The 19,776-nt window shown below is 68.8% G+C and carries 14 protein-coding genes; 11 read left to right on the top strand and 3 right to left on the bottom strand.

The features are described 5' to 3' along the window. Nucleotides 1-95 precede the first annotated feature (95 nt). From PV679_RS15225 to PV679_RS15215, 3 genes are all read left to right on the top strand, one after another. Nucleotides 96-986 (top strand): FadR/GntR family transcriptional regulator, encoded by an 891-nt coding sequence (locus PV679_RS15225; RefSeq protein WP_319680756.1) that lies wholly within the window; start codon nucleotides 96-98, stop codon nucleotides 984-986. 342 nt (nucleotides 987-1,328) lie between these two features. Beyond that, the gene (locus PV679_RS15220; protein ID WP_319680755.1) at nucleotides 1,329-2,879 is read left to right on the top strand and encodes an RNA polymerase sigma factor; all 1,551 of its coding nucleotides are present in this window, start codon (nucleotides 1,329-1,331) and stop codon (nucleotides 2,877-2,879) included. A gap of 147 nt (nucleotides 2,880-3,026) precedes the next feature. After that, complete coding sequence (locus tag PV679_RS15215) at nucleotides 3,027-3,875, top strand: serine protease (RefSeq protein WP_319680754.1); 849 nt, start codon at nucleotides 3,027-3,029, stop codon at nucleotides 3,873-3,875. 268 nt (nucleotides 3,876-4,143) lie between these two features. On the opposite strand, the gene PV679_RS15210 is transcribed toward PV679_RS15215, so the two are convergent. Further along, entirely contained in the window at nucleotides 4,144-4,374 is a 231-nt protein-coding gene (locus PV679_RS15210; RefSeq protein ID WP_319680753.1) for a hypothetical protein, read from the bottom strand. A gap of 458 nt (nucleotides 4,375-4,832) precedes the next feature. On the opposite strand from PV679_RS15210, the gene PV679_RS15205 reads away from it, so the two are divergent. The 6 genes from PV679_RS15205 (at nucleotide 4,833) to PV679_RS15180 (ending at nucleotide 11,606) form a co-directional block, all read left to right on the top strand. Then, entirely contained in the window at nucleotides 4,833-6,959 is a 2,127-nt protein-coding gene (locus PV679_RS15205; RefSeq protein WP_319680752.1) for a DNA topoisomerase IV subunit B, read from the top strand. A gap of 137 nt (nucleotides 6,960-7,096) precedes the next feature. Beyond that, nucleotides 7,097-7,603 (top strand): CcdC protein domain-containing protein, encoded by a 507-nt coding sequence (locus tag PV679_RS15200; protein ID WP_319680751.1) that lies wholly within the window; start codon nucleotides 7,097-7,099, stop codon nucleotides 7,601-7,603. Then, nucleotides 7,600-8,775, top strand: coding sequence for a sensor histidine kinase (locus tag PV679_RS15195; protein ID WP_319680750.1), 1,176 nt, complete (start codon nucleotides 7,600-7,602; stop codon nucleotides 8,773-8,775). Before PV679_RS15200 ends, PV679_RS15195 begins: the two co-directional genes overlap by 4 nt. Further along, a complete protein-coding gene (locus PV679_RS15190; protein ID WP_319680749.1) occupies nucleotides 8,772-9,440 on the top strand; it encodes a response regulator transcription factor in 669 nt (222 codons plus the stop codon). The genes PV679_RS15195 and PV679_RS15190 overlap by 4 nt, the downstream gene beginning before the upstream one ends. 97 nt (nucleotides 9,441-9,537) lie before the next feature. Further along, nucleotides 9,538-10,017, top strand: coding sequence for a DUF485 domain-containing protein (locus PV679_RS15185; protein ID WP_319680748.1), 480 nt, complete (start codon nucleotides 9,538-9,540; stop codon nucleotides 10,015-10,017). After that, nucleotides 10,014-11,606 (top strand): cation acetate symporter, encoded by a 1,593-nt coding sequence (locus PV679_RS15180; protein WP_319680747.1) that lies wholly within the window; start codon nucleotides 10,014-10,016, stop codon nucleotides 11,604-11,606. Before PV679_RS15185 ends, PV679_RS15180 begins: the two co-directional genes overlap by 4 nt. Nucleotides 11,607-11,634: 28 nt before the next feature. On the opposite strand, the gene PV679_RS15175 is transcribed toward PV679_RS15180, so the two are convergent. Next, entirely contained in the window at nucleotides 11,635-12,318 is a 684-nt protein-coding gene (locus PV679_RS15175) for a response regulator (RefSeq protein ID WP_319680746.1), read from the bottom strand. Further along, the gene (locus PV679_RS15170; RefSeq protein ID WP_319680745.1) at nucleotides 12,315-13,991 is read right to left on the bottom strand and encodes a sensor histidine kinase; all 1,677 of its coding nucleotides are present in this window, start codon (nucleotides 13,989-13,991) and stop codon (nucleotides 12,315-12,317) included. Before PV679_RS15170 ends, PV679_RS15175 begins: the two co-directional genes overlap by 4 nt. A 320-nt stretch (nucleotides 13,992-14,311) precedes the next feature. Between PV679_RS15170 and PV679_RS15165 the strand changes: the two genes are divergently transcribed. Beyond that, nucleotides 14,312-18,601: a discoidin domain-containing protein gene (locus tag PV679_RS15165; protein WP_319680744.1), complete on the top strand. Its 4,290-nt coding sequence runs from the start codon at nucleotides 14,312-14,314 to the stop codon at nucleotides 18,599-18,601. Between the two features lie 134 nt (nucleotides 18,602-18,735). Then, nucleotides 18,736-19,776, top strand: a complete 1,041-nt coding sequence (locus PV679_RS15160; RefSeq protein WP_319680743.1) for a LacI family DNA-binding transcriptional regulator — start codon at nucleotides 18,736-18,738, stop codon at nucleotides 19,774-19,776.

The raw sequence follows: 19,776 nt of genomic DNA, 5'->3' as shown, positions 1-19,776 counted from the left end.
TAAGGCGTCAATCGAGAGGCGGGCGCCGATCACCCTTTCGTGTGCTTTTCACCAAAGACCTCAAGGGTCGTGGAATCAACGCCGACAAAGGATGCGTGAGTACCCTTGCGCACACCATGATGACCGCCGCCCGCTCCGCCGAATCCGGCCTCGCCGGTCCGGGTGAACTCGACCGCTACCCCTTCGCGGAGGCGCCCGGCGCCGCCGACCGCGCGGGCGCCCCCGTCTGGGACAGCGCCGACACCGACTTGGGCCGGGTGGGACGGCGTTCGACGAGCAGCCGTGGCCGCGGGCTGCACGGCCAACTCGTCCAACAACTCGGCCAGATGATCGTCTCCGGCGATCTCGGCGCCGACCGGCCGCTCGTGCCGGAGGAGATCGGCCAGCGTTTCGAGGTCTCCCGCACGGTGGTGCGGGAGTCGCTGCGCGTTCTTGAGGCCAAGGGTCTTGTGAGCGCCCGCCCCAATGTCGGAACCCGCGTCCGGCCGGTGAGTGACTGGAATCTGCTGGACCCCGACATCATCGAATGGCGGGCGTTCGGACCCCAGCGTGACGACCAGCGTCGTGAGCTGAGCGAGCTGCGCTGGACGATCGAGCCTCTCGCCGCGCGCCTGGCGGCCGGCCACGGCCGGGCGGACGTCCAGCAGCGGCTCTCCGACATGATGGAGATCATGGGTCACGCCCTCACTCAGAGTGACTCGATCACCTTCGCCCGAGCGGACGCGGAGTTCCACTCCCTGCTGATCCAGCTCGCGGGCAACCGCATGCTGGAGCACCTTTCGGGAATCGTCTCCGCGGCCCTCCAGGTCTCCGGCGGTCCGGTCACCGGATGCGACCGTCCCACCGAGACCTCGCTCGCCCATCACGGGCGGATCGTCGAGGCGCTCGCCGCCGGTGACGCGCACGCCGCGGAATCGGCCATGCGTCAACTGCTCACCGTTCACCCGGAAGTGGAGCGTGTCGTTCCAGCACCGCGCGAGCACTGAGCGCGGCCCCGGGCCAGAGGTGTGCGGGGATGTGCGCATCGTGTGTCGTCGGGCCCAGGAGGTCCGGCGACACGGTTGCGGGGAGCTAATCCCCCTTCTGGTCCTTATGTCGTAAATGGGGTGTGACTCGGGCCACGTGGATTGGGCGTAACACTCCTCGACACAGTGCGATGACCTAAGAGGTGACAGTCGAAGAGGGAATACGACCGCCGCGCATGGCGCTGTATTCACCTCTGAGGCTCAAGCCCGCGTCGTCGGCAACATCCCCAGCCGGCGGTCGTCGGCTCCGGCCCGATCATGGGCGGGGCCGGAAGCCGTTTCCATCGTTCCGAGAGGTTGTTCGTGTCGGCCAGCACATCCCGTACGCTCCCGCCGGAGATCGCCGAGTCCGAGTCTGTGATGGCGCTCATCGAGCGGGGAAAGGCTGATGGGCAGATCGCCGGCGATGACGTGCGTCGGGCCTTCGAGGCTGACCAGATTCCGCCAACCCAGTGGAAGAATGTTCTGCGCAGCCTCAATCAGATCCTCGAGGAAGAGGGTGTGACGCTGATGGTCAGTGCCGCGGAGTCGCCGAAGCGCGCCCGCAAGAGCGTCGCAGCGAAGAGCCCGGTCAAGCGCACCGCCACCAAGACCGTCGCGGCCAAGACGACCACGACGAAGACCGTCGCGGCCGCCAGTGCCGCTCCGATGTCGGAGGCCGTGGACGCCGCGGCCGACGAGCCAGGCGCCATCGCCAGAAAAGCGGCCGCGAAGAAGACCGTGGCCAAGAAGGCGACGGTCAAGAAGACCGCGGCCAAGAAGACAACGGCCAAGAAGGCCACCGGCAAGAAGGACGCCGACGAGACAGTCGACGGCGAAGAGCTCGCTGATGAGGTCCAGGCCGGCAAGGGCGAGGAGGAGGAGACCGAGGGCGAGAACAAGGGCTTCGTACTCTCCGACGACGACGAGGACGACGCGCCGGCCCAGCAGGTCGCCGTCGCCGGTGCCACCGCCGACCCGGTCAAGGACTATCTGAAGCAGATCGGCAAGGTCCCGCTCCTCAACGCGGAGCAGGAGGTCGAACTCGCCAAGCGCATCGAGGCCGGTCTCTTCGCCGAGGACAAGCTGGCCAACTCCGACAAGCTCGCGCCGAAGCTCAAGCGCGAACTGGAGATCATCGCCGAGGACGGCCGCCGCGCCAAGAACCACCTGCTGGAGGCCAACCTCCGGCTCGTGGTCTCGCTGGCCAAGCGTTACACCGGCCGCGGCATGCTCTTCCTGGACCTGATCCAGGAGGGCAACCTCGGTCTGATCCGCGCGGTCGAGAAGTTCGACTACACCAAGGGCTACAAGTTCTCCACGTACGCCACCTGGTGGATCCGCCAGGCGATCACCCGCGCCATGGCCGACCAGGCCCGCACCATCCGTATCCCGGTGCACATGGTCGAGGTCATCAACAAGCTCGCGCGGGTGCAGCGCCAGATGCTCCAGGACCTGGGCCGCGAGCCGACCCCGGAGGAGCTGGCCAAGGAGCTCGACATGACCCCTGAAAAGGTCATCGAGGTCCAGAAGTACGGCCGGGAGCCGATCTCGCTGCACACTCCGCTGGGTGAGGACGGTGACAGCGAGTTCGGAGACCTCATCGAGGACTCCGAGGCCGTCGTCCCGGCCGACGCCGTGAGCTTCACGCTCCTTCAGGAGCAACTGCACTCGGTGCTCGACACGCTCTCCGAGCGTGAGGCCGGCGTGGTCTCCATGCGCTTCGGCCTCACCGACGGCCAGCCCAAGACGCTGGACGAGATCGGCAAGGTGTACGGCGTGACGCGGGAGCGCATTCGTCAGATCGAGTCGAAGACAATGTCGAAGCTGCGTCATCCGTCGCGCTCGCAGGTGCTGCGCGACTACCTCGACTGACAGCCCCGGGGGCGCACGGAAGCACATCGGCGCGAGGGCCCGGATTCCTTCGGGAATCCGGGCCCTCGCGCTGTGCGCGGGGTGCGAGACTCGGCCGGTTGGATGACTCTGGGTAGAACAGAGTTAACCGGAGAGTCAGGAGCCTGTATGCGTCGTTCCCTTGCCCGAGCGCTGACGGGAGGAATGGCCGTGATCACGGCAGGGGCCGCGCCGACGCTCGCCTCGCCCGTCTCCGCCGCCGCGGACAGTGTGGTCGTCGGAGGTCAGCCGGTACGGGCCGCGGACAATCCCTGGGTCGTCGCCCTGTCCAGCCGTGACCGCTTCGGCGGTGCGCGGGCGGGACAATTCTGCGGAGGCGTGGTGGTGGCACCGACGAAAGTGCTGACGGCGGCCCACTGCGTGAGCCGGGAGGTCCTCGGGGTCTCGCCGGCCGAGGTGCGGGATCTGCGGGTGATCGCCGGCCGTGAAGGGCTGCTCGGCCGCGGCGGCCGGGAGGCCGCGGTGCGGACGGTCCGCGTCGACCCGGCGTACAACCCGGACACCAACGCGTCGGACCTCGCCGTGCTGACGCTGTCCAGCGCGCTGCCCAAGTCGTATGCGATCCGGCCCGCGAAACCGGGTGATCGCGCCTCCGCGCCAGGCACCGCGGCGGCGGTCTATGGCTGGGGCGACACCACAGGCGGTGGCGCCTACGCCTCCACGCTGCGCGCAGCGCCCGTGAGGGTGTTGCCGGACACCGACTGCCAGCGGGCATACCCGGGGGACTCAGGAGGCCGCTACGAGCCCTCCACGATGCTCTGTGCGGGAGATCCCGGCGGCGGCCATGACGCGTGCCAGGGCGACAGCGGGGGACCGCTGGTGGCCCAGGGACGGCTTATCGGGCTCGTCTCCTGGGGCAGTGGCTGTGGCCGGGCGGACAGCCCGGGCGTCTACACCCGCGTCACCACGGCGGTACGGCCGGTCGCCGAAGCGATCGGTGCGGGCGCCGCGCGATGACGAGAACGGGCGGCCGACCCTGCTGAGCAGGTTCGGCCGCCCGTCGACCGGTTCCAGGTCCTGTCCGACACATGACCCCGTTCGCCCCGGAGGGCGGGACTCATGACATCCGGTGCGCGCTGCCGTCAGACCGGAAGTTCAGCCTCGTACTGGATGTACGAGGTTGACTCCGAACGGAGTGGCGAGCGCCCGTGCCAGGCGTCGCGAGCCGGGCGGGATGTGTCAGGCAGGGCCTGGCCGGCCCTTTGCTCGTCGTGGATGTGAGGCGTCAGTGATCCTCTTCACCGCCGGCGGCCTGCGCAGCCGTCAGCCGGTCGGTCTCATCCTGTATTTCCGCGGCGATCTTCTTGAGTTCCGGCTCGAACTTACGTCCGTGGTGGGCGCAGAAGAGCAGTTCACCACCGCTGGACAGGACGACGCGCAGATATGCCTGGGCGCCGCAGCGGTCACAGCGGTCAGCCGCCGTCAGCGGGCTCGCGGGGGTCAGAACAGTAGTCACGTCGCCTCTTCTCTAGCTCGACGAGCTGTCGTACCAGGGTCAACATCCAACCAGGCCGGAAACGTTCCCGCTTACGGCAATTCCTCGAAACTTCTTTCCGTGGTCGGTCGGCTGCTGGCGGTTGGCGGCGAATGGGCCGTATTGCTTCGCTTGGGCTCCGCGCTACGGGTTTCGCGTTGCTTGACAGTGCTTGTCAGGGGGGTGCGCCCTCCCGGCCGGCTTGCCGGTTGTAGATGAGGACGTGCCCGGAGCCTAAATGGTTCATGCCTGGAAGGGAACGTGATGTGTGCTTCACTCCGGCGAGGGATCGAACACCTATACGACCTTGGACTAGCATGAGGATTCGTGTGGGTGGCGTGACAACGGCTCTACCTGGCCTCTGTACCCTCTGACCGGTGACAGACGCCGGGCCCTTACCCCACGGGGCCCCATCTCAAATTCAGCGAGGAGCGAACCGCGTGACCGCCGAGACGTCCGTGCCGTCCACTGCGCTGCTGGCTGCAGACCGTGACGGCTCCAACTACACCGCGCGGCACCTGCTCGTCCTTGAGGGGCTCGAAGCGGTCCGCAAGCGCCCCGGTATGTACATCGGCTCGACCGACAGCCGCGGCCTGATGCACTGCCTCTGGGAGATCATCGACAACTCCGTCGACGAGGCCCTCGGCGGCTACTGCGACCACATCGAGGTGATCCTCCACGAGGACGGCTCGGTCGAGGTCAAGGACAACGGCCGCGGCATCCCCGTCGACGTCGAGCCCAAGACCGGCCTGTCCGGCGTCGAGGTCGTGATGACCAAGCTGCACGCGGGCGGCAAGTTCGGCGGCGGCTCCTACGCCGCGTCGGGCGGTCTGCACGGCGTCGGTGCCTCCGTCGTCAACGCCCTCTCCGCCCGGCTGGACGTCGAGGTCGACCGCAACAGCTCCACCCACTCGATCAGCTTCCGGCGCGGCGTCCCCGGTATTTTCACGGAGCAGGGCCCGGACGCGCCCTTCGACCCGGCGAACGGTCTGCTCAAGGGCAAGCGGGTGCCCAGGACCCGCACCGGCACCCGCGTGCGCTACTGGGCCGACCGGCAGATCTTCCTCAAGGACGCCAAGCTCTCCCTGGAGACGCTTCACCAGCGCGCCCGCCAGACCGCCTTCCTCGTCCCCGGACTGACGATCGTCGTCAGGGACGAGCGGGGCGCCGGCGAGAGCGAGGGCAACGGCACGGTCGAGGAGACGTTCCGTTTCGACGGCGGCATCAGCGAGTTCTGCGAGTATCTGGCGCAGGACAAGGCCGTCTGTGACGTGCTGCGGCTGACCGGCCAGGGCAGCTTCAAGGAGACCGTGCCCGTCCTGGACGAGCGCGGTCATATGACCCCCACCGAGGTCACGCGGGAGCTGGGCGTCGATGTCGCGATGCGCTGGGGCACCGGATACGACACCACGGTCAAGTCGTTCGTGAACATCATCGCCACCCCCAAGGGCGGCACCCATGTGAGCGGATTCGAACGTTCCCTGACCAAGACGGTCAACGAGGTGCTGCGCTCGGCCAAGATGCTGCGCGTCGCCGAGGACGACGTCGTCAAGGACGACGCTCTGGAGGGCCTCACGGCCGTGGTCACGGTGCGGCTCGCCGAGCCGCAGTTCGAGGGTCAGACCAAGGAGGTCCTCGGTACGTCCGCGGCCAACCGCATCGTCGCCAATGTCATCGCCAAGGAGCTCAAGGAGTTCCTGACGTCGACGAAGCGCGACGCGAAGGCGCAGGCCCGTGCCGTCCTGGAGAAGGCCGTCGCTGCCGCCCGCACGCGTATCGCCGCCCGTCAGCACAAGGAGGCACAGCGCAGGAAGACGGCGCTGGAGTCCTCCTCGCTGCCGGCCAAGCTCGCCGACTGCCGCAGTGACGACGTGGAGCGCAGCGAGCTGTTCATCGTGGAGGGTGACTCCGCGCTCGGTACGGCCAAGCTCGCCCGCAACAGCGAGTTCCAGGCGCTGCTGCCGATCCGCGGCAAGATCCTCAACGTCCAGAAATCGTCCGTCTCGGACATGCTCAAGAACGCCGAGTGCGGAGCGATCATCCAGGTCATAGGGGCGGGCTCGGGCCGGACCTTCGACATCGACGCCGCCCGCTACGGCAAGATCGTGCTCCTGGTCGACGCCGATGTCGACGGCGCCCACATCCGCTGTCTGCTGCTCACGCTCTTCCAGCGCTACATGCGGCCGATGGTGGAGGCGGGCCGGGTCTTCGCCGCCGTGCCGCCGCTGCACCGGATCGAGCTGGTCCAGCCCAAGAAGGGCCAGGACAAATACGTCTACACGTACTCGGACGGCGAGCTGCGGCAGACGCTGTTGCAGTTCCAGCGCAAGAACGTCCGGATCAAGGACTCCATCCAGCGCTACAAGGGTCTCGGTGAGATGGACGCGGACCAGCTCGCGGAGACCACGATGGACCCGCGCCACCGCACGTTGCGGCGGATCAACATCGGAGACCTTGAGTCGTCCGAGCAGATCTTCGATCTGCTGATGGGCAACGAGGTCGCGCCCCGCAAGGAGTTCATCACCAGCTCGGCGGCGACCCTGGACCGCTCGCGCATCGACGCCTGAGGCCCGTACGGACAGGCGTCTCCACCCCTGGGCGGAGACCGCGGCTCCACCCGCGGTCAACCTCAGCGCCGATGCCCCGGCCAGGGGTTTCTCCATAGCGTCGAAGTCGTTGCACTTCTTCGTCTCCGGAGGCCCGCATGTCCTCGTTCATCGACGTCCTTCTGATCGCCGGAGTGGTCGCGCTCGTCGTCGTGCGCCAGTTCCGGCCACAGCGGATCACCGTCGAGGGCCGGGGCCTGCTGGTCGTGCCGGCCGTGCTGGTGTTCCTCGCCCTGCGCGAGCCCGGGCTCCTTGACGCGCATGAGCGCACCGTGTCGGTCCTGCTGCTCGGCGCGGAGCTGGCGGTGGGGCTGCTGCTGGGCGCGGGCTGGGCCCGGACCAGCCGTATCTGGACGGCCGAGGACGGCTCGGTGTGGGCCAGAGGCACCAAGGCGACCGCGGCGGTCTGGATCGGCGGACTCGCCGCCCGCGCCGCGCTCATGGGCATCGGCGCGCTGGCCGGCGTGCACCAGGGCACCGGAGCGCTGCTGCTGGCGCTGGCGGCCTCCGTGCTGGTGCGCGGAGGCATGCTGGGGTGGCGGGTCCGTGCGGACCGGCCGTCGTCCGCCGGCGACGCAGCCCTGGCCTGGAAGGACCGTGTGTGACGCCCGACGCCTGGACGAACTGGCCCTCCCGGGAGGCACTCTCCCGAGAGGGCCGTAGCGGCGCCCGGCGCTGGCCGGCCCGGTCCATTCGCGCGCTCGTCCTGGGCGCCCTGCTGTGGTCGACTTTCAGCCAGCGTCATGTGTACGGCTGGGTGGCCGTCGCGGCCGTCGCCGGAGTGTTCGCCGTCGCCGCCTGTGTCTGGGCCTTCTACCGCACCACCCTGCGGCACGATCTCTGGCCGTCGGTGGGGCTGCTGTTGCTGCTCATGGGCGGAGCCGTCGCGGTGCAGCAGGCGGGATTCGCGGTCCCGGCGGTCGTGCTGTGGTGCGGCTGTGCCATCGCCGGTATGGAGCGGCTGCCGCTCGCGGCGGCCCTGCCCGCCACGCTCGCCGCCCTGGCCGGCTACACGCTGGTCGACAGCGGTACCTGGCTGACCACGTCGATCACCACCGGAGGCCTGGTCCTCGGCGGATATGTGCTGCGGCTGGACGCCGAGGCACGCGGGAACGCCCAGCGGCTGCTGGCCCAGGAGCGGGCCGCCCGGGCCGCCGAGGCCGAGTCCGCCGCTCTCGCGGAGCGCGCCAGGATCGCCCGCGACATCCATGACGTCCTGGCGCACAGCCTCTCCGCACAGCTTGTGCATCTGGAGGCGGCGCGGCTGCGGATCGAGCGGGAACCGCACGGCCCGTTCCGCGACCAGATCCTGGAACGGGTCGTCGCCGCGCGTTCCATGGCGAGCGAGGGACTCGCCGAGACCCGCCAGGCGCTCTCCGCGCTGCGCGGAGAGATGGCACCTCTCGGGGAGTATCTCCGCGAGCTGGCCACGGTGGACGCCGCGGAGGTCGAGGTCGCCGGCGAGCCGCGGCCGCTGCCGGCGGAGGCCTCGCAGACGGTGCGCCGGGTGGTGCAGGAGGCGCTGACCAATGTACGCAAGCACGCGCCCGGCGCCCGCGTGTGGATCCGGCTCACGTACGGCACCGGCGAGGTGGCCCTGGACATACGCGACTCCGGCGGCAGCGGGCCGGGCCCGGCCGGGCTCGGGACGTCCGGCTCCGGGTACGGTCTGCTGGGGATGCGGGAGCGCGCCGAGCTGCTGGGCGGCACCCTGGAGGCCGGCCCTGAAAGCCCCGACGAGAAGGGTTTCACTGTGCGTCTGCGAGTGCCCGCGTGACGGCCAGGGTGATCGTGGCCGACGACCAGGCCGTGGTGCGGGAGGGCATCGTCATGCTGCTCGGGCTGCTGCCTGGCATCGAGGTCGTCGGCGCGGCGAAGGACGGCGAGGAGGCCGTCGCCCTCGTCGCCGAGTTCGCGCCCGACGTCGTCCTGATGGATCTGCGCATGCCGCGCTGCGACGGCGTCGAGGCCACCCGCCGGATCCGCGCCGATCATCCGGAGACCCAGGTCGTGGTGCTCACGACATACGCCGACGACGACTCGCTGTTCGCCGCGCTGCGGGCGGGCGCCCGGGGCTATCTCACCAAGGACGCCCGCGGCGAGGAGATCGTCCGGGCCGTCGAGGACGTACTGGCCGGAGAGGCCGGGCTGGCACCCGCCGTGCAGCGCAGGCTTCTTGAACGGGTCACAGCCCCGCCCGCCGCACCGCCGCCGGCGGAGCTGCCGGACGGGCTCACGGCCCGCGAGGCCGAGGTGCTGACCCTGGTCGCCGAGGGACTCTCCAACAAGGAGATCGCGGGACGCCTCCACATTGGCGCGGCCACGGTCAAGACGCACATCAACAATCTCTTCGCCAAGACCGGTGTACGCGACCGCGCGCAGGCGGTGCGATACGCCTATCAGCGGGGACTTATCGCACCACCCGGGACAACTATCACCTGATGGGGTGAAGTCGGAGCAGAGAGGGAACGGGATCTTCCCGCTCTGCCCAATCCTTGGGTCGCGGCCGAAAAGGTTCGCTGACAAGGAGAGCTGACCGGTGGAGAAGCACGAAGGGCGTGATGCCGCAGCGGTGCGGCTCGACGACCCGTGGTACGACGCGCTGGACGACGGCTGGGGCGAGCTGGACGGTACGGTCACGCCCGCGACGCCGGCCGCGCCGGACGGGACAGTGGCCCCCGGGCGTGGCCACAGCGCCGCCGACATCTATGTGGAGGTACAGCGCGGCGCCGCCTTCCAGGAGGTGCGACGCCGCTATCGGAGGTTCGTCGTCCCGGCCTCGATCGCCTTCTTCGTCTGGTATCTCGCCTATGTCGTGGCGGCGACCACGGCACCGGAGCTGATGGCCCGGCCGGTGGCCGGCGCGGTGAATGTGGCGATGGCGGCCGGGCTCGGCCAGTTCCTCTCCACCTTCCTGCTGGCCTGGGCGTACGCGCGCCACGCCCGGCTGCGCCGGGACCACGCGGCCCTCGAACTGCGGTGGGACACCCAGGAGATGACGCGAGGGATCGACCGGTGAGCGGCGACCACCAGACCCTGGCGCTGCTGCTGTTCAGCGCGTTCGTCGTGCTGACCCTGGGGATCACCACCTGGGCGGGCCGCAAACGTCATGGCTCCGCGGAGGAGTTCTACGCGGGCGGCAGGCTCTTCTCGCCCATGGAGAACGGCTTCGCCATCGCCGGTGACTACATGTCCGCCGCGTCCTTCCTCGGGATCTCGGGCCTGATCGCTCTCTTCGGTTACGACGGCATGCTCTACTCGGTGGGTTTTCTGGTCGCCTGGCTCGTGGTTCTGTTCCTGATCGCCGAACTCGTCCGTAACTGCGGCCGGTTCACCCTGGCCGATGTGGTCGCCGCCCGGATGAGGGAGCGGCCGGTGAGGATCGCGGCGGGCACCTCCTCGGTCGCCGTGTCCGTGCTCTATCTGGTGGCGCAGATGGTCGGAGCGGGAAGCCTGGTCGCGCTGCTGCTCGGCGGCACGAGCGAAGCGGCGCGCACCTGGACCGTGATCGGAGTGGGCGCGCTGATGGTCGTCTATGTCTCGCTCGGCGGGATGCGTGCCACCACCTGGATCCAGATCGTCAAGGCCGTCCTGCTGATGGCCGGCGCGATCACGCTGACCGTCCTTGTCCTGGTCCGCTTCCAGGGCGATGTCAACGATCTGCTGAACACCGCCGTCGCACACAGTGGTCACGGAGCGGAGTTCCTCTCACCCGGCCTGAAGTACGGCGGAGACTGGACCGCGCGCTTCGACTTCATCAGCCTGGGCCTGGCGCTGGTGCTGGGCACGGCCGGACTGCCGCACATCCTGTCCCGCTTCTACACCGTGCCCACCGCGCGCGCCGCCCGCCGGTCGGTCGTCTGGTCCATCGGACTCATCGGCGGTTTCTATCTGATGACGATCGTGCTCGGTTTCGGCGCGGCCGCACTGGTCGGTTCCGACGCCGTACGGGCCTCGAACGCCGCCGGGAACACCGCGGTGCCGCTGCTCGCCCTCGATCTCGGCGGCGGAGCGGGATCAACCGGCGGAACCGTCCTCTTCGCGGTGGTCGCGGCGATCGCCTTCGCCACCATCCTGGCCGTTGTCGCGGGCATCACGCTCGCCTCCTCCGCTTCCGTCGCCCATGATCTGTACGCCTCGCTCAGACGAAAGCACGCCAGGCAGCGGAGCGAGGTGGCCGTGGCCCGGGTGGCCGCGGCCGGGATCGGTGCCGTGGCCATCGCGCTCAGCCTGCTGGCCCAGGATCTGAACGTCGCCTTCCTGGTGGGTCTCGCCTTCGCGGTCGCGGCCTCCGCCAATCTGCCCGTGCTGCTGTACTCGCTGTTCTGGCGGAAGTTCACCACCCGTGGCGCGGTCTGGTCCGTGTACGGAGGACTGGTTCCGGCGATCGTGCTGGTGGCGCTCTCACCCGTGGTCTCCGGCAGCCCCGAGGCGATCTTTCCCGGAGTGGATTTCCATGTCTTCCCGCTTCAGAACCCCGGCGTGGTCTCCATCCCGCTGGGTTTCCTCGCCGGCTGGATCGGCACGGTCCTCTCGTCCGAGCCGGCGGACGAGGCCAAGCACGCGGAGACCGAGGTCCGTTCGCTGACCGGCGCGGGGGCCGTGTGAGGCGTGCTTCGCGGAACAGCCCAGGCCCTTACGGGCGGGCGCCCGTCATCCAGGTGTAGCGGTGCTCCGGGCGTCCCGTCTCGCCGTACCGAAGGCTGAGCCGCACCTGGCCCGTCCGCTCCAGCAGTTTGAGATAGCGCTGCGCGGTCTGCCGGCTCATCCCCACGTGCTCCGCGATGTCGTGCGCCGACAGTGGTTCTTCGGCGCCCAGCAGCACCTGGCGCACCAGCTCGGCGGTGGCGGTCGAGTGGCCCTTCGGCAGATACGGCGCGGCCGAGGCGGACAGCGCCCCGAACATCCGGTCCACCTCCGACTGTTCGGTCTCTCCGCCGCCGTCCACGGTGCGGCGCAGCGTCGCGTATGCCTCCAGCTTGGCCCGCAGCCCGGCGAAATTGAAGGGTTTGATCAGGTACTGGAGTGCGCCGTGGCGCATCGCGGCCTGGACGGTGGCGACATCGCACGCGGCGGTCACCATGATCACATCGGTCGGATGGCCGAGCCGGCGCAACTCCCGCACCACGGTGAGCCCGTCCTCGTCCGGCAGCCAGTGGTCGAGGAGGATGAGATCGATGGAGCGCTCGGAGATCCTGGCGAGCGCCTCGGCCGCCGAGTGAGCCCGGGCGACGACGCGGAAGCCCGCCACCTTGGCCACATAGGCCGTGTTGATCTCCGCGACCCTGTGGTCGTCGTCCACGACCAGTACGTCGATCACCGTGCTCCTTCCGCCGTGCCGGGCCCGGCGGCGGCCGTCCTGTCCGGTACCGGTCCGGCCGCTTCCGCCAGTGCCTCCGGAAGGACGACCGTGAACTCGGCGCCGCCGTCCGCCGATCGGCCGACCCGTGCGCTGCCGCCCTGCCGCTCGGCGAGTCTGCGTACCAGGGCCAGGCCGAGGCCGCGTTTGCCGTGGACCGGCGGTTTCTTCGTCGACCAGCCCTCCGAGAAGACCAGCTCCCGCTGGTCCACCGGCACACCGGGTCCGCTGTCGGATATGCGGACGACCACCGTACGGCCCTCGGCGCGCAACTCCACCTCGATCCGCGGATCCCCGGAGCCGGCCGCCGCGTCCAGCGCGTTGTCGACGAGGTTTCCCACGACCGTGACCAGGCCCTGCGGGTCCACCAACCGGTCCGGCAGCAGAGAGCCGGGCGACAGCCGCAGCGAGACACCTCGCTCGGCGGCGACCGTGGCCTTGCCGACCAGCAGCGCGGCCGGCAGTGGGTCGTGAATCCGCTCGGTGATCTGCTCGGCGGTGGCCCGGTGCACTCCGACGACCTCGGTCACGAACTCCGCCGCCTCCTCGTGCATCTCCAGTTCCAGCAGCCCGAGCAGCGTATGCATCCGGTTCGCGTGCTCGTGGTCCTGGGCGCGCAGAGCGTCGATCAAACCCCGGGTGGCGTCCAGCTCTCTGCCCAGCCGCTCCAGCTCCGTACGGTCGCGGAGTGTGACGACGGCGCCTCCGTCGTCGGTGGGCATCCGGTTGGCGACCAGCACGCGGGGGCCCTGCACGGCGAGCAGATCCTCGCCCCTGACCCGTCCCGTCAGCACATCGGTGGTGCGTCCGCCGTCGAGCATCTCGTCCAGCGGCCGGCCGGTGGCGTCGGGACCGAGCCCCAGCAGCCGCTGCGCCTCGTCGTTCATCAGCCGGATCCGGCCGGCTCCGTCCAGTGCGACGACTCCTTCGCGCAGGCTGTGCAGCATGGCCTCGCGCTCGGCGAGCAGCGCCGAGATATCGGAGAAGGCCAGGTCATGCGTCTGCCGCTGAAGGCGTCTGGAGATCAGATAGGCGGCGAGCGCCCCGGCCGCCAGAGCGCCGCCCGCGTACGCCAGCAGCCCCGGGATCGCGGCGAGGAGCCGGTCCCGGACGCTGTCGTACGCGATACCGACCGAGACGGCTCCGACGATCCTTCCCGTCTCGTCGCGCAGCGGGACCTTGCCGCGGGCGGAGCGGCCGAGAGTGCCGTTGTCGATGCCCATGACGTGCTCGCCCGCGAGGGCTTCGCTGGGATCGGTCGAGACGACCTTGCCGATCTGGCCGATGTCGGTGTGGGACCAGCGCACCCCTCGTCTGTCCATGATCACCACATACTCGGCGCCGGTGGCCTTTCTGATGCGTTCTGCCTCGGTCTGCAGAGGCCCGTCGGCCGTCGGCCGTGATGCCAGCAGTTCGCCGGCGACCCGGCTGGAGGCGGTGGTCTCGGCGATGGCGAGCGCGCGGCGCATCGCCTGGTCGTCCAGTTCGGAGCTGAAGGGCGCCAGAAAGAGCCCGGTGGCCAGCACGGTGACGCCCGCGGCGATGGCGAGCTGCATCAGCAGCACCTGGGAGAAGACCCGGCGTGGCCAGCCGAATCGCCGTCGTCTTCCCGCGATGCTCGGTCGGGCGCTCATGCGTACGAACGGTAGAGGGCCAGGCTTCCTTTCTGAAATTTCCACTCTGACGCAAATGGCTTGCAAGTTTTGCAGGTTGCTTACGTTTGCCTGATAGGCGGCCAGAAACGGCGTGGTGTGGAACTACGCGGGCCAACTCAGGAGGCCGGCCAAGCGATTTGGTTCTGTCCGGGCTGTGGACGGACTCGCATTTCTCTGCAACTCTCTGACCGCAAAACGCAAAAGACTCCGTTCATTAGTGCAGAAACGCTTGCCGGACAGGCACGCAGCCAGAGCCGCGCCCTCGCCGCCCCCGCGCCGAGGCCGAAGATCGGGGATCCATGAGATCGCTACGCCGGAGATGGCGGGTCCTCTCGACCGCCGTAGCCACCAGTCTTTTGATGGTCGGTTGGCCGTCACTCGCCGCTTCGGCGGCCGACGGCCCCAACATCGCCGCGGGGCGGACCGCGGCGGCGAGCGCCACCACGGGCGACGCGACCGCCCGTAATGTCACGGACGGCAACCAGTCCACCTACTGGGAGGGCGGTGGCAAGAAGTTTCCCCAGTGGGTGCAGTCGGACCTCGGGTCCAGCAAGCGCGTCGACCAGGTGACGCTGAAGCTCCCCGCAGGGTGGGAGAGCCGTCAGCAGACCCTGTCGCTGCAGGGCAGCGAGGACGGCACCAGCTTCACGACGCTGAAGAGCTCGGCCACGTACACCTTCAGCAAGGGCGCGGGCAACAAGGTCACCGTCTCATTCCCGGCCACCAGGACACGGTTCGTACGGGCCGACATCACGGCCAACTCAGCAGGCAAGAAGGCCCAGCTCTCCGAGCTGGAGGTGCGCGTCGCCGCCGCGGCGTCGGTGAACCTGGCTCTCGGCAAGACCCTCACGGCGAGCAGCTTCACCGAGGTCTACGGCCCCGGAAACGCCAACGACGGCAACAAGGCCACCTATTGGGAGAGCAGGAACAACGCCTTCCCGCAGTGGATCCAGGCCGACCTCGCCTCCTCGGTCCGTGTCAACCAGGTGGTGCTGCGGCTGCCGGACGGCTGGGGCGCCAGGGACCAGACCCTGAAGGTCCAGGGCTCCACCAACAACATCGACTTCGCGGATCTGACGGCCTCCAAGGCGTACACGTTCAACTCCGCGGGCGCGAACACGGTGACGATCCCCTTCGACGCCACCACCCAGCGCTATGTCCGGGTGCTGATCACGGCCAACACCGGTCAGCCCGGCGGCCAGCTCTCCGAGCTTGAGGTCTACGGTCCCGAGACCGGTGACACCACGGCTCCCACCGCGCCGACCGAGCTGACGTACACCCAGCCGGCGTCCGGCCAGATCAGGCTGTCCTGGCGGCCGTCGACGGATGACACGGGCATCACGGGTTACGACATCTACGCCAACAACCAGTTGCGGACCAGCGTCGCGGGCGATGTCACGACCTTCACGGACAACCAGCCCAACAGCGCCACCGTCTCGTACTTCGTACGGGCCAAGGACGCGGCCGGCAATGTGTCGTCGAACAGCAACACCGTCACCCGTCAGGGAGACACGGGTGACACCCAGGCGCCGACCGTCCCGGCCAACCTCGCCTTCACCGAGCCGTCCTCCGGGCAGATCAGGCTGGCCTGGGGCGCGTCGACGGACAACACGGGCGTGACCGGCTACGACATCTACGCCAACAACACGCTGCGCGGCAGCGTCGCGGGCAATGTCCTGACCTACACGGACACGCAGTCCGCGGGCACCACGGTCTCGTACTACGTGCGGGCCAAGGACGCGGCGGGCAACCAGTCCGGCAACAGCAACACGGTGACCAGGAACGGCAACGGCGGTTCGGCGTCGAACCTCGCCGTCGGCAAGCCGATCACCGCGTCCTCCTCGGTCTTCACCTTTGTCGCGGAGAACGCCAACGACAACAGCACCAGCACCTACTGGGAGGGCGCGGGCGGCAGCTATCCCAACACCCTCACGGTGAAGCTGGGAGCCAACGCCGACACCCAGAGCGTGGTCGTCAAGCTCAACCCGGACAGTAGCTGGGGCGCGCGGACGCAGAACATCCAGGTGCTCGGCCGTGAGCAGAGCGCTTCCGGCTACACCAGCCTGGTGGCCGCCAGGGACTACGCGTTCAGCCCGGCGAGCGGCAACTCGGTGACCATCCCGGTCAGTTCCCGGGTCGCCGACGTCCAGCTCAAGTTCAACTCCAACACCGGTTCCGGCGCGGGCCAGGTGGCGGAGTTCCAGATCCTCGGTGACCCGGCGCCCAACCCGGACCTCCAGGTCACGGCCCTCACCGCGTCTCCCGCCTCGCCGGTCGAGTCCGACGCGATCACGCTGTCGGCGACCGTACGCAACGCCGGAGCGATCGCCGCACCGGCCGGCTCGGTCGAATTCCGGCTCGGCGGCACCAAGGTCGGCACCGGTTCGGTGAGCGCCCTGGCGGCCGGAGCCTCGGCCACGGTCACCGCGAACATCGGTGCGCGTGACGCCGGTACGTACCAGCTCAGCGCGGTGGCGGACCCGGCCGACGCGATCATCGAGCAGAACGAGACCAACAACACCTACACCAGCGCCACCTCTCTGGTGGTGCGGCCGGTCGCCAGCTCGGACCTGGTCGCCACCTCGGTCAGCACGTCTCCGTCCGCCCCGGCGGCCGGAAACACCGTCTCCTTCTCCGTGGCCATCAAGAACCAGGGCACGGTGGCGTCCGCCGCGGGCAGCCACGGCATCACGCTCTCCGTGGTGAACTCCTCCGGTGCCACGGTCAAGACGCTGACCGGCGCGTACAACGGCGCCATCGCCGCGGGCGCCACCTCGGCGCAGGTGGGCCTCGGCACCTGGACGGCCGCCAACGGCTCGTACACGGTGAAGGTGGTCCTCGCCGACGACGCCAACGAGCTGCCGGTGAAGCGCACCAACAACACCAGCTCGCAGCCGCTCTTCGTCGGTCGCGGCGCCAACATGCCGTACGACATGTACGAGGCGGAGGACGGCGTCGCGGGCGGTGGCGCGCAGGTGGTCGGTCCGAACCGGACCGTCGGCGACCTCGCGGGCGAGGCGTCCGGCCGTAAGGCCGTCACCCTCAACGACACCGGCAACTACGTCGAGTTCACCACGAGGGCCAGCACCAACACACTGGTCACGCGCTTCTCCATCCCGGACTCGGCCGGCGGCGGTGGCATCAACTCCAACCTGAACATCTACGTCGACGGTACGTTCCTCAAGGCCATCGACCTCACCTCGAAGTACGCCTGGCTGTACGGCGCGGAGACCGGACCCGGCAACTCGCCCGGTTCCGGCGGTCCCCGTCACATCTATGACGAGGCCAACGTCATGCTGGGCAAGACCGTCCCGGCGGGCAGCAGGATCAGGCTGCAGAAGGACTCCGCCAACACCTCCAGGTACGCGATCGACTTCGTCAACCTGGAGCAGGTCTCCCAGGTCGCCAACCCGGACCCGGCCACCTACACGACCCCGGCCGGCTTCACTCAGCAGGACGTGCAGAACGCTCTGGACCGGGTCCGGATGGACACCACCGGAAAGCTCGTCGGTGTCTACCTGCCGCCCGGTGACTACCAGACGTCCAGCAAGTTCCAGGTGTACGGCAAGCCGGTGCAGGTCCTTGGCGCGGGTTCCTGGTACACCAGGTTCTTCGCTCCGTCGGGCCAGGAGAACACCGATGTCGGCTTCCGCGTGGAGGCCGCCGCGAAGGGCTCTTCCTTCACCAACTTCGCGTACTTCGGCAACTACACCTCGCGCATCGACGGCCCCGGCAAGGTGTTCGACCTCTCCAACGTCACCGACATCACCATCGACAACATCTGGAACGAGCACACGGTCTGCCTCTACTGGGGCGCCAACGCGGACCGGATCACCATCAAGAACTCCCGGATCCGCAACACCTTCGCCGACGGTGTGAACATGACCAACGGCAGCACGGACAACCATGTCGTCAACAACGAGGCGCGAGCCACCGGTGACGACAGCTTCGCGCTCTTCTCGGCGATCGACGCCGGTGGCGCGGACATGTACAACAACGTCTACGAGAACCTGACCTCGCTCCTCACCTGGCGTGCGGCGGGCCTCGCCGTATACGGCGGCTACCACAACACCTTCCGCAACATCACCATCGCGGACACGCTCGTGTACTCGGGCATCACGGTCAGCTCGCTGGACTTCGGCTACGCGATGAACGGCTTCGGGACGGATCCGACGACGATCGAGAATGTGTCGGTCATCCGGTCCGGCGGCCACTTCTGGGGCTCGCAGACCTTCCCGGGAATCTGGCTGTTCTCCGCGTCCAAGGTGTTCCAGGGGATCCGGATCAACAACGTCGACATCGTCGATCCGACCTACAGCGGGATCATGTTCCAGACGAATTACGTGGGCGGTCAGCCGCAGTTCCCGATCAAGGACACCATCCTCAGCGACATCTCGATCACCGGCGCCCGCAAGAGCGGTGACGCCTTCGACGCCAAGTCCGGCTTCGGACTGTGGGCGAACGAGCTGCCGGAGGCGGGTCAGGGACCGGCGGTCGGTGAGGTCACCTTCAACGGCCTGACGCTCAACAACAACGCCGTGGACATCAAGAACACGACGCCCGGCTTCAAGATCAACATCAATCCGTAGGGAGGGCCGCGGACGGGCCCGGTGACGGGTCCAGGGAGCGATGCCGGCCGGATTCTTCCGGCCGGCATCGCGCCTGTTGGCCTCTTTACGCTGCAAAGCAAGTAGCTTGCATCCCTTGCGATAGTCTTGCGTGTATGACGCGACGACTTGCTCAGGTGGCGAAGAAGGTTGGGGTCAGTGAGGCCACGGTCAGCCGGGTGCTCAACGGCAAGCCCGGTGTCTCACAGGCCACACGGCAGTCGGTGCTGACCGCGCTGGACGTCCTTGGTTACGAGCGCCCGACGCAGCTACGGGGAGAGCGTGCCCGGCTTGTCGGGCTGGTGCTGCCGGAGCTGCAGAATCCTATCTTCCCCGCGTTCGCCGAGGTGATCGGCGGAGCGCTGGCCCAGCAGGGCCTCACACCCGTGCTCTGCACCCAGACCAAGGGCGGTGTCTCGGAGGCCGATTACGTGGAGCTGCTGCTCCAGCAGCAGGTGTCCGGAGTGGTCTTCGCGGGTGGCCTGTTCGCGCAGGCGGACGCGCCGCACGACCACTACCGGCAGCTCGCCGAGCGCAAGATCCCGGTCGTCCTGATCAACGCGCCGATAGAGAATCTCGACTTCCCGTGCATCTCCTGCGACGACGCCGTCGCCGTCGAGCAGGCGTGGCGCCATCTCGCCTCCCTCGGCCATGAGCGCATCGGTCTGGTGCTCGGTCCGTCCGACCATGTGCCGTCCCGGCGCAAGCTGGCCGCGGCGCTCGCGGCGGCGAAGGCCGCGAAGGCGAAGCTGCCGGACGAATACATCGAGCGCACCATGTTCTCGCTGGAGGGCGGGCAGGCGGCGGCCTCGCGCCTGCTGGACCGAGGGGTCACCGGGATCATTTGCGCCAGCGACCCGCTGGCGCTGGGTGCGGTACGGGCGGCCCGCCGGCGCGGTCTCGACGTGCCGCGCGAGGTGTCCGTGGTCGGCTTCGACGACTCCGCTTTCATGAACTGCACCGAGCCCCCGCTGACCACGGTCCGCCAGCCCATCGAGGCCATGGGACGAGCAGCCGTCGAGATGCTGACTGCCCAGATCCAGGGTGGTGCGGTCCCTCCTGGCGAGCTGCTCTTCGAGCCGGAGCTGGTGGTACGGGGCTCCACGGCGCAGGCTCCCCGGCAGGCGGTGGGAGCCGAGGCGGTGGCGCGCGGCTGA

This window comes from Streptomyces sp. AK02-01A (genome assembly GCF_033795305.1).
Lineage (GTDB): Bacteria > Actinomycetota > Actinomycetes > Streptomycetales > Streptomycetaceae > Streptomyces.
Note: the sequence above shows the minus strand (reverse complement) of the source record. Positions and strands in the feature narration are given on the sequence as shown.

What these genes read in the sequence shown, in the direction of transcription:
- PV679_RS15215 (WP_319680754.1), top strand. Translation starts at nt 3,027, where the DNA reads ATGCGTCGTTCCCTTGCCCGAGCGCTGACGGGAGGAATGGCCGTGATC.
- PV679_RS15170 (WP_319680745.1), bottom strand. Translation starts at nt 13,991, where the DNA reads ATGAGCGCCCGACCGAGCATCGCGGGAAGACGACGGCGATTCGGCTGG.
- PV679_RS15160 (WP_319680743.1), top strand. Translation starts at nt 18,736, where the DNA reads ATGACGCGACGACTTGCTCAGGTGGCGAAGAAGGTTGGGGTCAGTGAG.
- PV679_RS15200 (WP_319680751.1), top strand. Translation starts at nt 7,097, where the DNA reads ATGTCCTCGTTCATCGACGTCCTTCTGATCGCCGGAGTGGTCGCGCTC.
- PV679_RS15165 (WP_319680744.1), top strand. Translation starts at nt 14,312, where the DNA reads ATGAGATCGCTACGCCGGAGATGGCGGGTCCTCTCGACCGCCGTAGCC.